Below are 12938 nucleotides of genomic sequence, written 5' to 3' on the forward strand. Positions count from 1 at the left end.
CGTGGTCCTCAGCTCGTGGTGGTCTCGGCGGCGGGGGTGGGGACGCGGCCGCCGGGGATAGCCGCGAGCAGTTCGCGGGTGTACTCGTGACGGGGGCGGGTGAACAGTTCCTCCGGCGGGCCTGTCTCGACGACGCGGCCGGCCCGCATGACGGCGACCTGGTGCGCGATCTGACGTACGACGGCCAGGTCGTGCGAGATGAACAGGTACGCCACCCTCGTGTCGGCCTGCAACTCGGCCAGCAGATCCAGGACTTGGGCCTGCACGGAGACGTCGAGCGCGGAGACCGGCTCGTCGCGCACCACCAGGTCGGGGGAGAGGGCGAGGGCACGGGCGATCGCCACGCGCTGCCGCTGCCCGCCGGACAGTTCCGCCGGGCGGCGCTCCAGCGTCGCGGCCGGAAGGGCCACCCGGTCGAGCAGATCACGGGCCCGGGCGAGCCGCGAGGCACGGTCGCCGACCTTGAAGGCGCGCAGCGGCTCGGTGATCACCTCGCCGATGGAGAAGCGGGGGTCGAGCGAGGCGTACGGGTTCTGGTAGACGAGCTGGGCGCGGCGGCGCAGCTGCCTGGCCTGGGCGCCCTTGGCGGTGGTGACGTCGGCGCCGTCGAAGAGGATCTGTCCGGCGGTCGCGTCGGCGAGCCGGACCACCAGGCGGGCGGTGGTCGACTTGCCCGAGCCCGACTCCCCGACCAGGGCGAGGGTCTGGCCCCGGTGGAGGGTGAAGCTGACGTCGTCGACGGCGCGCAGGGTGTGGGGCCCGTCCCCGGCGCGAGGCAGCCTGAACTCCTTGACCAGGTTGCGTGCCTCGACCAGGGGCGCCGTATCCGGCTTGGGGAGGGACGCTGGGGTGCGGGGCCGGGCGGTGGTCAGGCTCGGGGCGCTGGCCAGCAGGTGCCGGGTGTAGTCGTCCTGCGGGTCGGCGAGGATGTCACGGGTGGGGCCCGCCTCGACGACCTTGCCTTTCGACATCACGACCAGCCGCTGGGCCCGGTCGGCGGCGACCCCGAGATCGTGGGTGACGAGCAGGATGGCGGTGCCCCACTCCTCGGTGAGGCGCTGGAGATGGTCGAGGATGACCCGCTGCACGGTCACGTCGAGCGCGCTGGTGGGCTCGTCGGCGATGATCAGCTCCGGCTGGGCGGCGATGGCGATGGCGATCAGGGCGCGCTGCCGCATGCCGCCGGACAGTTCGTGCGGGTACTGCCGGGCCCGGACGGCCGCGTCGGGCAGCCCGGCCCGGTCCAGGACGGCGATCGCCTCTGCGGGGGCCGAGCGACGGGTCGCCAGACCGTGGATGAGCAGCACTTCGGCGACCTGGTCGCCGATGCGCTTGACCGGGTTGAGGGAGACCGTCGGATCCTGGGGGATCAGTCCGATCCGCGCCCCGCGTACGGTGCGCAGTTCCGCCTCCGACAGGGTTGCCAGGTCGTGCCGGCCGAAGCGGACGGTGCCCGCGTCGATGCTGCCATTCGCCGACAGGAGCCGAGTGATCGCGTGCGCGGTCGTGCTCTTGCCGGAGCCGGACTCGCCGACCACCGCCGTCACCTGTCCCGGCCACACGTCGAGGTCCACGCCCCGGACGGCCTCGACCGTGCCGCCCCGGGTGCGGTACGACACCGACAGGCCGCGTATCTCCAGCACTGGTGTGCTCTCCAGCGGGGCTGTGCCCACGTCCTCACCGTTCTCACGTTCGTCGGTCATCGCTGCCGGGACCATTCGCCGTCCAGCGCCCGGGCGATGCGGTTGGTGGCCAGCACGGTCGCGGCGATCGCCAGCCCGGGCAGTGCGGTCAGCCACCAGGCGTTGGCGAGGTAGTTGCGGCCGTCGGAGATCAACGTGCCCCACTCCGGGGCCGGCGGGGGCGCCCCGTAGCCGAGGAAGCTCAGCGCCGACACGGCCAGGATCGAGGAGCCGAAGTCCAGCGTGGCCAGCACGATCACCGGGCCCGCCGCATTGGGCAGCACATGCCGGCCCAGCACCGAGTACCAGCGCGCTCCGCTGGCGCGTGAGGCCTCGACGAAGACGGCCTGCCGTACCCGCAGCACCTCCGAGCGCGCCACCCGGGCGAACGCGGCCACACTGGCGATGCCGACCGCGACCGCCACCTTCACCGTGCCGTAGCCCAACGCGGTGACCAGGGCCAAAGACATGAACAGCGCAGGGATGGACAGCAGCACGTCGACGAAGCGCATCAGCACGTCGTCCACCCAGCGGCCCACGAACCCGGCGACCACCCCCAGCAGCCCGCCGACCACGAACGCGACCAGCACGGCGATCAGCGTTGCCTTCAGGGACAGCTGGGCGCCGTGGACGACCCGGGAGAACATATCGCGGCCCAACTCGTCGGTGCCGAACCAGTGACTGCCGCTCGGGCCGCGGAAGTTCTGCGCCGGCACGCCCTTCAGCGGGTCCTGCGAGGTGAACAGGTCGGGCCAGAACGAGGCCAGCACCACCAGCACGAGGACGACCACCGACAGCAGCAGCCCCGGGCGGCGCACCACGAACCGCAGCAGCCGCCGTACGTCCACGCGGCGCCCAGGATCAGGCTCCGGCCCCGCCGCGACCGGGCGGGCCGGTCCCAGTGCCGCTTCGGCGGGGTCGTCGACAAGGCTCTGGCTCATGCGAGGGCCGCCTTTCTGTCCGAGGCCATCACGATCCGGGGGTCGAGGAGTGGATAGACCAGGTCGATGACCAGGTTCGTCGTCACGAAGATCAGTGCCCCGAACACCACCACCCCCTGGACCAGCGGGATGTCCTGGGCCGTGACCGCCGCCGCGGTGACGCGGCCGAGGCCGTCGCGGGAGAACACCGTCTCGACGACGACCGAACCGGCGATCAGCTGCCCCACCAGCAGGCCGACGACCGTCAGCGCCGGCAGGGACGCGTTGCGCAGCGCGTGCCGCAGATGGACCCGCCACCGGCCGGCGCCCTTGGCCCGGGCGGTCTCCACATACGCCTGGTCCAGTGCGGTGAGCAGGCTCTTGGCCAGCACCTGCGCGATCTGCGCACCGGTCGGCACCGCCAGCGTCAGGGCCGGCAGCACCAGCCCCTTCAGGCCGTCGTTGCCGAACGCGGGGAACCAGTGCAGCCGGAAAGAGAACGCCTCGACGAGCAGCAGCCCCACCCAGAACGTCGGGACGGACACCCCCAGGGGCGGCAGCGACAGCAGCAGCTGACGCAGCCAGCGCTGCGCGGTGTAGGTCGCCAGCACCGCCAGACCGCCGCCGAGCACGACCGCCAACAGCAGTGCGGCACCGGTCAGTTGGAGGGTCTGCGGCAGTGCGTCGGCCAGTGTGGAGGTCACCGGTCGGCCCGTGGAGACCGCGTCGCCGAAGTCCCCACCCACCGCCCGGCCCAGGTAGTCGGCGTACTGCACGAGCACGGGTTTGTCGAAGCCGTACTCGTGCCGCAGCGCGGCGAGCCGGGCAGGATCGACCTGACCCGAGTCCATCCCGGCGCCGGCCATCGCGGTGACCGGGTCCCCGGGCAGCCAGTTCAGTACCAGGAACGACACCGTGTACGCCGCCCACAGCACCCCGACCGCCTGCGCCAGTCGCTTGATCACATAGCGGCGCATGCACTAGCCGATCCAGGTGTCGTGCAACTGGATGCGGCTGCCCGAGTCGAAGGCGAGGTCGTGCACCTTCTTCGTCACGGCCAGCTGGGTCTGGAGCTCCACCACCGGCACGTTGTAGGCGTTCTGCACGATCAGCTTCTGCGCCTCGTCCACCAGCTGCCTGCGCTTCGCCGGGTCCGTGGTCGCGGCCTGCCCGGACAGCGCGGTGTCGAGGGAACTGGCGGGCAGACGGTAGAAGTTGGCCAGCTGCGTGGAGAAGGAGCTGCGCAGGATGTCCGGGTCCGAGCGGGTCACGTTGCCCCACACCAGGTCGAAGTCACCGCCCTGGAGCGTGGTGGCGAACTGGCTGACCTGGCCCTGCTTGAGCGCCACGTCGATCCCGACGGTTTTCAGCTGCTGCTGGACGAGCTCCAGTGCCGGCTGGTTGGTGGCGGCGTTGGGGAACCAGCTGATGGTCAGGCTCAGCTTCTTGCCGTCCCTGGCGCGGATTCCGTCGCTGCCCGCCTTCCAGCCGGCCGCGTCCAGCAGGGCCTTCGCCTTGGCCGCGTCGAAGGCGAGGCCGGAGGAGAGGTCGGTGTAGTCGGGTGTGGTGTGCGCCAGGATGCTGGTCGCCGGCTGGGTGCCGGTCGGGAACACGGTGTCGGCGATCTGCTTGCGGTCGACGGCGGCGAGGATCGCCTGGCGCACCTTCACGTCCTTCAGGAGGGGCCGCGAGTTGTTGATCCCCAGCCCGAACACCACGCCCGGGTTGGCTCGGCGCAGGAGGGTGACCTGGCCACCCTTGAGCGCCGCCTCGTTGGCCTTGCCGACGCTGCTGATCGCGTCCACCTGCCCGGACTGGAGACTGCCGGCCCGCACCCCCGCCTCCGGCACGACCTTGAACACCAGCTTGTCCAGATAGGCCTCACCCTTCTTGGACCACAGCGAGGATCCCCAGTCATAGCCGGTGCGCTTGGTCAGGGTGATCGACTGGTTCTGCACGTACTGCTTCAGCACGAACGGCCCGGACCCGATCACGCCCTCGCTGCACTTCTGTTGCGGGGTCTTCTGCATGCTTGCCGACGACTCGATGCCCAGTAAGTGGGTCGAAGTCGCCTGAAGGAACTGCGCGTTGGGCTGCTTGAAGGTCACTTTGACGGTGAGTGGGTCCACCACGGCGGTGCTCTTGACCCCGCTGAGGTACCCCTGAGCGAGAGTCCCGAGGGCGCCGAGCTTCGGCACCGCGTCGAAGTTGTCCTTGACCACCTGCGCGGTCAGCTTGGAGCCGTCGCTGAAGGTGACACCCGAGCGCAGATGGAACGTGAACTCCGTCGCGTCGGAGTTGACGTCCCAGCTCTTGGCCAGCCACGGCACGATCTTGCCGGTCTCGGGGTCCTGGTCGGTCAGGGAGTCCGCGGTCTGGCGCACCGAGTAGATGCTCTCGTTGCTGCCGACCTGCTGCGGATCCACGCAGCCGGCGTCCGAACCCACCGCGAAGGTCAGGGTGCCGCCGGACTTGGGCTGACCGGCGCCGCTGCCGAAATCACCACCGCCGGAGCCGCAGGCGGTCAGCAGAACACTGGTGGTCACAAGGGCGGTCAGCGCCGCCCACCGGGAGGTTCTGACATCGGGAAGTGTAGTCACGGAGGGCTTCTCCTACTCGTTCACCAGGCACGGGTGCGGTGCAGGGCACGGCCGTGCGTGGGCGTGCGGCCCCCGGCCGGCGCGACGCCGGTGCCGGGGGAGCGTTGTGAAGACGGGATCAGAGGAAAAAGGGGGGATCAAAGAGAGACGGAGATCAGGCGCAGGCGGGTGCGGCGACGACAGGCGCCGTACGGCGACCAGCGGAGGGAAGGCCCGTCAGGCCTGACAGAGACAGCTGGTCGAGCGCTGGAGGTCGATGTGGCGCCGACGCGAGAGCCGGGAGAACACGGTGGCGCCGGCGAAGCGGGCGCTGAGGTCACCACCGTGCCGCATATCGGTCCTCCACATATCCGGCCCCGGTCACGGGGCTACGCGCTTGCGGAGATCGTCGGTGATCCCGCCGGGCTTTCACCTGGAGCACCCCACCGCGCGGGAGGGTTGCCGGTCAGCGAGCCAGGGCTTGACGCTGACACTCAATGCCGTTCGTGATCGTACGGAGTGGTCTTGTCGTACGTCAATGGCGCAAAACGACGCCGTGTAAGGGGAGTCGGGGCGAGAGTGCGTCCAGCTCAGGAGCCGCCGCGCTCGCGGGGAATCTTCTGGCCGGCCTCGATCGCCACCGGCAGCCGGTTCTCGGCCGGGGGCAGCGGGCAGGTGGCCAGGTCAGTGTAGGCGCACGGCAGGTTGCCGGCGCGGTTGAAGTCCAGGACGACCGTGCCGTCGGCGGCGGGCGGATCGACGGCCAGGGCCCGGTTGGCGGCGTAGGTGGTGACCCCGGAGGTCGCGTCGGTGAACAGCACCATCAGCCGACCCGCACCATGGCCGGGAAATGCGGTCAGCGACAGCGGGTGCCCGTCGAGCTCGAACTCGACCCTGCCCGGAGCGTCGTAGACATGCTCAAGGCCCTCGACCGCGGCGCCCACGGTGGTCGGTCGTGGCGTGTCGAAGGGGATGTAGCGGCCCCTCACGGCCCAGCGCGGGTCGGGGGCGTAGGAGGGCGTTCCGGTGAAGGCCGTGCGCAGCGGCGCGCCCGGGTGCCGGGGGCGCACGATGTCCTGGCCGCCGCGCTTGGCGACCTCGATGACGGCGTCTCCCCAGACGGCGTCGACGCCGCCGCGCTCGGGCAGCACGCCGAAGCGGTGCTCGCCGCGCACCGGCGTCCCGTCGACGACCAACTCCTCGCCCTCGTCGAGGTCTACGACGATGCCTTCGGGGCCGGTGCGCCACGCGCCGGGCGCGTCCGGGAAGCGCTGGGGTCGGTCGTCGAGCCAGTGCAGGCCGGTGATCGCCAGGAACCCGTGCGGGGCGGCGAGCCGGGCCTCCTGGGCGCGGTACCACTCCAGCCAGGTCTCGGCGAAGGCGTGGAGGTCCGTGGTGGTGGCCTCGGTTGTCATGGGGAATCTCCTTTGTGCCGGGGTGCCTTCGGTCAGGGGATGCTTCTTGTCAGTCATGTGTACAAGCGCCGGCTCGGGGGCTCAGCCCGCCTGTCGTCGGTCCGGTGCGGACCGGTGGGTGAGGGGTGCGCGCAGGCCGAGGTTCTCGCGCAGGGTGATGCCGGTGTATTCGGTGCGGTAGATGCCGCGTTCCTGCAGTTCCGGGACGAGCAGGTCGACGATGTCGTCGAGGCCGTCGGGGATGAGGTACGGCGTGACGTTGAAGCCGTCGATCGCGCCGTGCCGCACGAAATGGGCGAACTTGTCGGCCAGGCCGGACGGGGTGCCGACGTGCCCGCGCTGCGGGCCGAGCGCGATGACGGTCTCGCGCAGCGACCAGCGGTGCGCCTCCGCCTTCGCCCGCCATTCGGCCACGATGCCGCGCGGGTCGGCGGTGCGTCGGGCACCGAAGGAGCCGTCGTTCTCCGTGACGACCGGGTTCTCCTTGGGCAGGGGCCCGTCGGCGTCGCGGTCGGACAGGTCGATGCCCCACAGCTGTCCGGCGATCCCCAGCGCCGTGGCGGGCGTGACCTGCTGGAGCCGGATCCAGCGCTTCTTCTCCTGGGCCTCCTCCTCGGTGGCGCCGATGATGATCTCGGTGCCCGGCAGGATCCGCAGGTCGTCGTCGGGCCGCCCGACCGCCCGCAGCCGGCGCCGGATGTCCTGGGCGAAGGCAAGGGCGTCGTCGAAGTCGTTGCCGTGCGCGGAGAAGATGACGTCGGCGTTGCGGGCGGCGAAGTCGCGTCCCTCACCGGAGTCACCGGCCTGGAAGATCACGGGGTGCCCCTGGGCGCTGGGCGGCAGGGCTGGAGCGAGGTCGACGTCGAACTGCGGTCCCTTGTGGCGCACTTGGTGTACGGCACCGGGTGCCGACCAGGTGGGCGCGGCGACGGAGTCGGCGACTGCGCCGTCCTCCCAGCCGTCCCACAGGGCGCGGGCCACGGTGAGGAACTCCTCGGCACGCCGGTATCGGTCGGCGTGGTCGAGGTAGCCGCCGCGCCGGAAGTTCGCGCCGGTCCAGGCGTTGTCCGTGGTCACCACGTTCCAGCCGGCGCGGCCCTCGGAGAGCAGATCCAGGCCGGAGAGGCGGCGGGCCAGATCGGCGGGTTCGTTGAAGGTGGAGTTGGAGGTGGAGACGAGGCCGATGCGGCGGGTGACCGCGGCCAGCGCCGCGAGCTGCGTGATGGCGTCCGGCCGTCCGGCCACGTCGAGGTCGTGGATCCTGCCGTCGACCTCGCGCAGCCGCAGCCCCTCGCCGAGGAAGAACGCGTCGAACAGACCGCGCTCGGAGGTCTGGGCGACCCGGCGGAAGGAGGCGGGGTCGATCTGGGAGCCGCTGTCGGGGGCGGACCAGATGGTCCAGTGGTTGACGCCCTGGAAGAACACCCCGAAGTGGAGCTGGGCGTCGGGCCGGGGGACGTCGAGGGGATCGGTGCGGGTCATCGGGCATCCTCCTGGGCGGCCACGGCAGCGATGGCGAAGCGATTGGCGGGGCGCTCCAGACCCAGGGTCGAGCGCAGGGACGTGCCGGGCAGGGGGCGGGTGACGAGACGCCGCTCGGACAGGGCCGGCAGCACGAGGCGGGAGAGGACGGGCAGGTCCTCGTCCAGCACCAGCGGGTGCAACCGTACGCCGTCGACGTGACGGCTCAACTCGGCCAGCAGCGCGGCGAGTTGCTCCGCCGAGCCGAGGTGCCGCAGCCACCCCCGGTCGCTCCACGCCGTGTGCCGTTCCAGGTCGGCGACGCGGTTGGCGGCCGTGGCTTCCGGGGTGTCCAGCGCCACCTCGACCTCGGCGAAGACGCGGGGCGTGCCGACTCCGGCAGCGGCTGCGGCGACCGACGCGAGGTCGCGCCCCTCGACGAGAGCGACGTCGAGCTGTGCGGCGGGAACCCGGTCCGGCCGACCCAGGACGACGAGCTGTCCCTGGGGCGGGCGCGGCACGATCGCCGGACCCTTGACGGCGTACGTCTCGCCCGTGAAGTCGGTGTAGTGCAGCCGCTCGCGGTCGAGGTAGCGGCTGGTGGCCACGGACCGGATGACCGCGTCGTCCTCCCATGAGTCCCACAGGGCGCGGGCCACCTCCACGCCGTCCCGGGACTCCCGGGCCCGCGCTGCGGCGTCGGCGACCGGCGGCCGCCCCCAGGCACGGGCCGCCTCGGGACGCTCCTCCTCCGCCACCACCCACCCGGCGCGACCGGCGGAGATGTGGTCCAGGGACGCCAACTGGCTGGAGACGTGGAAGGGTTCGGCGTAGGTGACCGGGACGACGGGGGCGATCCCGATGGTGCTTGTGGACGCCGCGACGAAGGCCGCTCGCTCCATCGCGCCGATACGGCCCACCGGATCCGGTGAGGCGCCGGGCGGCAGCACGTCGTCATCCACGGTGATCAGGGTGAACCCGGCGTTCTCGGCGACGGCGGCGACCTGGGCCACGCGACGCGGGGTGAGCAACTGGTCGGGGGAGTGGCTGGCGCGGCGCCAGGCCGCGGGGTGGGCGCCGTCGCCGTCGATCTCGACGGCGAGGTGCAGGGCGGGGCCGGACAAGGGGCATTCCTTCCGAGATACACGCGAACTCGCGGCCGCAAGACGTAGGGCCACGACGGAACGGCCGACGGGACGGCCGGCAATGATCAGACGTGTACGGAAGGACAGACGGCGGAGGAGGTACGGCAGTAGTCGACATGCCGCCGGGTGATGAGCCGCGCACCGGTGCAGGCACCGCGCGATGCCGCGCCCAGTACGTGCATCAAAGCCTCCACCTGTCAGTGACTTTCCCGTTCAACGTACGTCGCCTGCCCCTGTGAGTGTCAAGGTCGAACATGGCGGACGGGCATCTCATCCGCTGGGACGCATGGTGGACGCGTCATTCCCGTTGTGCTTTGATCCGGGCCATGGAGACCATCGGCACGGCACACACGGTGCTGCTCGACCCGTTCTGGGTGAGCCGCCGCGCCGACCAGTTCGACCAGGTCTGTTGCTGATCGCCGTTCGACGGCTCGAGACCTCGCTCTTCTCTTTCTGCCGGCAGCCTTCTCTCGCTCTCAACCAGCCGCTCTCAGCCCGGAGTTGTGAGGCGCGTGCGTCCGCCCTGCCGTGAAGGCCCCCATGACCCAGTCCACTGTCCTGCCTGTCATCGACATCGCCGGCTTCCACGCCCCGGACGCGGTCCGTGACGCCTTCCTCGCCGAACTCCGCTGCGCCGCACACGAGGTGGGCTTCATCTATGTCACCGGGCACGGCGTCCCCGCGGCACTGCGGAAGGAGGCGTTGAGCGTCGGCACGCCGCTTCTTCGCGCTGCCGGAGGAGCAGCGGCTGGAGATCGAGAACCTCAACGCGCCTCAGTTCCGGGGGCTATACGCGCACCGCACCGAATGCACTGCGGGAAGCGCCGACTGGCGGGAGAAGATCGACATCGGCCCCGAGCAGACGGCGCTTGAGACCGGCCCGGACGATCCCGACTGCCTGCGTCTGATCGGCCCCAATCAATGGCCGTCCGGACTACCGGAGTTGAGGTACATCCGCCATACGCCGCAGCACCGCCGTCCCGCTCGCCGCCACCGCAGTCCTCGTCGGCCTGACTGTGACGGCGTGCGACTTCGCCGAGCGTGTGATCCCCGGGCTGCGCCGCCGCGGCCTGTTCCGTACCCACTGCACGGGCGACCACCTGGGCCTGCCGCGGCCGTCCCGGCAGACATAGATGCCTCCGGGAGAAGACCGCGCCGCACGACGGGTGCTGCTGGTGTCGACCACGTCGATCGGAGGGCCTCTGACTTCCTGTAGCCGGTACAGGTACGTGGGCCGGGTCCGGGCGGGAACCAGCCGGATCGTCGATTCGGCGAACCTCCAGGGCGGAGCCGCTGACCGCGGATCCGTTCACCGCCTTGTCGTGCACCGACACCGCGGCCACCGCCCGGGCCACCCACTTCTACTGGGTGACGGCGCTCCACGCCGACGGCACCGAATCCGCCCCCGGCGGCGCCTGGGTCGTCGTGCCTCCTCAGCAGTCCGGGTAAGCACGGCGAAGGGGCCCGGAGAACATCTCCGCGCCCCTTCGCACACGTGCCCAGTCCTTCAGGAGCGGGTGCTCACGTACGGGTCGCTCGGTCGGTGCCGACGACGGTCTCGAAACGACCAGGGTGGCGGAGTGCCACGCAGGGTACGGAAGGCGACGTGGGAACTGCTGAGACAGTGGGGGCGGGATGGAGATCGCGGCGCTGGTGGTGTCGTTGCTGGCATTCGCGGTGTCCGGGCTGGTGTCGCTTCGGCAGCTGAGGCTTTCGCAGCACGCCAACGCACTGCCCGTGGTTGTGGATCTGTTTCGGGAACATCGGAGCGCGCGGCTGGCGCAGGCGCGGACGTTCGTGCACGAGGAACTGCCCGCCTGCAACTCCGCCCTCGGCCTGGCCGGGCTGCCGGAGGAGGGACGCGACCTGGTGCGTGAGCTGGCCTGGTACTACGACAACCTCGGTGCCCTGGTGGCCCACGGGGTGGTGGACATCGAACCAGTCTCCGGCTACCTGGGCGGATCGGTGATCTCTGTGTGGGAGCGCATGGAGCCGCTGGTCAGAGCGGAGCGGACCCGACGGGTGGAAAACTCCCTGCCGGATCCCGACCGCTGGCAGGTGTACTTCGAGAACCTCTACCACCTGGTCCGTGAGGCACCACCGGAACAAGCCCGGACACAGACACCGCTGTGGCGGCTGTCCGCCTGACCTGGGCGGGACTGTCATCGCAGCACCCTGGGCCCCGGCCCGATGGAACCGTCGCTCGTACGGACCGGAACGGACGCCATGGATCGCCCGGCTTCGAGCAGCACTTGATGATCTCAGGGCTCGGAAATCTCGATGAGAGGCAGCGACACTGTCGGCGTACGGAGCTGTGCCGAGGAGTTCGGTGAAATAGCCGTCAGTGCCCGTGATATGGCGTCTCAGTGTGTGGTGAGGCGTGCGATCGTCCCGATCTCGAGTGCGGCCCATATTGCGCCGTCCGGTCCTTGGACGATGCCGTGGGGTTCCGAGGACGGGCTGGGGAGATCGTGTTCGTCGATTCGGCCGTCAGGGGTGATCCGTCCGATGCGGTTGGTTCCCCACTCGGTGAACCAGCAGTTCCCGTCGGCGCCGGCGGCGATGGCGTGCGGGCGTGACGCGGGGTCGGGCAGGGCGAACTCATCGATCTTCCCGTCCGGGGTGATCCGTCCGATCCGGCCGGTTCCGATCTCGACGAACCACAGGGCTTCATCGGCGCCAGCTGTGATGCCGACCGGGGCGCTGGCGGGCGTTGGCAACGAATGGACGGTGATGGCGCCGTCGCCTCCGATGGCGCCGATCGCGTTCGCCTGATTCATCGTGAACCACAGCCGGTCGTCCGGGCCGACGGCGATGGCTGATGGGAAGGCTCCCGCGATCGGAAGGGGAAACTCGGTGACGTGACCGCTGGTCGTGATGCGGCCGATGCGGTCGGCGCCGGCTTCGGTGAACCACAGCGCGTCATCAGGGCCTGCCACGATCCCGAACGGCCCGGCATCCGAAGTCGGCAGCGGGAACGAGGCGATCTCTCCGGCCGTCGTAATGCGGCCGATGCGGTGGCTGCGGAACTCGGTGAACCACCGTGCATCGTCGGGCCCCGCCGCGATGATCGACGGCCCGCTGGAAGCCGGTTCGATCTGGTAGGAGACGTTGTCGCCGTCGGGCGTGACCCGGCCGATCCGTCCGTGATGGACCATTGTGAACCATAATGCGCCGTCTGGTCCGGCAGTGATTCCATAGGGCCCGGCTTCGCCGTCGGAAACGGAAAGCTCCGTGATGGAAACGGTCGGACGATGCGGCATGGGCAGGTTCCTTGGATGGCTGAGGTTCCCCCGTCATGCGGGATGTGCTGATCAGCTGGTCAGCAGGGGTTGATGGGTGTTCAGATTCGTTGGTTCGGCCGTCGCCTGTTCGGCGTAGTGCTTCTCCTCGAACTCGATCGGGCTGAGGAAGCCGAGCCGTTCCTGGATGCGGCGGGAGTTATAGAAGCCGTCGATGTATTCGAAGAGCGCGAGGTTGGCCTCGGCCCGCGTGGTGAAGGTGCGGCCGCGGATGCATTCGGTTTTGATGAGCATCCAGAGGTTCTCCGCGAGGGCGTTGTCGTACGAGTCCCCGACGGAACCCATGGACGCCTCAACTCCCGCTCGCATCAGCCGAGTTGTGAGCTTGATGGATGTGTACTGACAGCCGTGGTCGGCGTGGTGGATGAGCTTGCCGGGCTCGACCTCACGGGATGCGAGCGCGTACTCCAGCGTGGTCAGGACCAGGTCGGCGT

General features: G+C 70.2%; 14 protein-coding genes and 1 riboswitch. Of the genes, 4 read left to right on the top strand and 10 right to left on the bottom strand.

Annotated elements, in window-relative coordinates:
* Positions 1–8 precede the first annotated feature (8 nt).
* From ACIBAF_RS17065 to ACIBAF_RS17100, 8 genes are all read right to left on the bottom strand, one after another.
* The gene (locus ACIBAF_RS17065; protein WP_399464013.1) at positions 9–1703 is read right to left on the bottom strand and encodes a dipeptide ABC transporter ATP-binding protein; all 1695 of its coding nucleotides are present in this window, start codon (positions 1701–1703) and stop codon (positions 9–11) included.
* The gene (locus ACIBAF_RS17070; protein ID WP_399464014.1) at positions 1700–2623 is read right to left on the bottom strand and encodes an ABC transporter permease; all 924 of its coding nucleotides are present in this window, start codon (positions 2621–2623) and stop codon (positions 1700–1702) included. Before ACIBAF_RS17070 ends, ACIBAF_RS17065 begins: the two co-directional genes overlap by 4 nt.
* Positions 2620–3579, bottom strand: coding sequence for an ABC transporter permease (locus tag ACIBAF_RS17075; RefSeq protein WP_399464015.1), 960 nt, complete (start codon positions 3577–3579; stop codon positions 2620–2622). Before ACIBAF_RS17075 ends, ACIBAF_RS17070 begins: the two co-directional genes overlap by 4 nt.
* Before the next feature lie 3 nt (positions 3580–3582).
* Positions 3583–5202, bottom strand: a complete 1620-nt coding sequence (locus ACIBAF_RS17080) for an ABC transporter substrate-binding protein (protein ID WP_399464016.1) — start codon at positions 5200–5202, stop codon at positions 3583–3585.
* 216 nt (positions 5203–5418) lie between these two features.
* Positions 5419–5535 carry a putative leader peptide gene (locus tag ACIBAF_RS17085; RefSeq protein ID WP_399464017.1) on the bottom strand — a complete coding sequence of 39 codons (117 nt, stop codon included), beginning with the start codon at positions 5533–5535 and terminating at the stop codon, positions 5419–5421.
* Positions 5536–5569: 34 nt separating this feature from the next.
* Positions 5570–5683, bottom strand: a riboswitch (SAM riboswitch).
* A gap of 88 nt (positions 5684–5771) precedes the next feature.
* A complete protein-coding gene (locus ACIBAF_RS17090; protein WP_399464018.1) occupies positions 5772–6596 on the bottom strand; it encodes a DUF1684 domain-containing protein in 825 nt (274 codons plus the stop codon).
* An 81-nt stretch (positions 6597–6677) separates the two neighbouring features.
* Complete coding sequence (locus tag ACIBAF_RS17095) at positions 6678–8078, bottom strand: NtaA/DmoA family FMN-dependent monooxygenase (protein ID WP_399464019.1); 1401 nt, start codon at positions 8076–8078, stop codon at positions 6678–6680.
* Positions 8075–9181, bottom strand: a complete 1107-nt coding sequence (locus ACIBAF_RS17100; RefSeq protein ID WP_399464020.1) for an LLM class flavin-dependent oxidoreductase — start codon at positions 9179–9181, stop codon at positions 8075–8077. Before ACIBAF_RS17100 ends, ACIBAF_RS17095 begins: the two co-directional genes overlap by 4 nt.
* Before the next feature lie 561 nt (positions 9182–9742).
* Here ACIBAF_RS17100 and ACIBAF_RS17105 point away from each other — a divergent pair.
* The 4 genes from ACIBAF_RS17105 to ACIBAF_RS17120 all read left to right on the top strand — a co-directional run bounded on the left by ACIBAF_RS17105 (position 9743) and on the right by ACIBAF_RS17120 (position 11350).
* Positions 9743–10075, top strand: a complete 333-nt coding sequence (locus ACIBAF_RS17105) for a 2-oxoglutarate and iron-dependent oxygenase domain-containing protein (RefSeq protein ID WP_399464021.1) — start codon at positions 9743–9745, stop codon at positions 10073–10075.
* Positions 9957–10418, top strand: coding sequence for a hypothetical protein (locus tag ACIBAF_RS17110; protein ID WP_399464040.1), 462 nt, complete (start codon positions 9957–9959; stop codon positions 10416–10418). The genes ACIBAF_RS17105 and ACIBAF_RS17110 overlap by 119 nt, the downstream gene beginning before the upstream one ends.
* 101 nt (positions 10419–10519) lie before the next feature.
* On the top strand, positions 10520–10651 hold the full coding sequence (locus ACIBAF_RS17115; RefSeq protein ID WP_399464022.1) for a hypothetical protein: 132 nt from the start codon (positions 10520–10522) through the stop codon (positions 10649–10651).
* 186 nt (positions 10652–10837) lie between these two features.
* The gene (locus ACIBAF_RS17120; protein ID WP_399464023.1) at positions 10838–11350 is read left to right on the top strand and encodes a hypothetical protein; all 513 of its coding nucleotides are present in this window, start codon (positions 10838–10840) and stop codon (positions 11348–11350) included.
* 215 nt (positions 11351–11565) lie between these two features.
* Here the strand turns inward: ACIBAF_RS17120 and ACIBAF_RS17125 are convergent, their stop codons facing one another.
* Complete coding sequence (locus ACIBAF_RS17125) at positions 11566–12465, bottom strand: virginiamycin B lyase (RefSeq protein WP_399464024.1); 900 nt, start codon at positions 12463–12465, stop codon at positions 11566–11568.
* A gap of 51 nt (positions 12466–12516) precedes the next feature.
* A partial coding sequence (locus ACIBAF_RS17130) for a transposase (RefSeq protein ID WP_399464025.1) occupies positions 12517–12938 on the bottom strand: 422 nt, incomplete at its 5' end.

Origin of the sequence: Streptomyces sp. NPDC051677 (genome assembly GCF_044453465.1) — a bacterium.
In the GTDB taxonomy this organism is placed as follows: Bacteria; Actinomycetota; Actinomycetes; order Streptomycetales; family Streptomycetaceae; genus Streptomyces.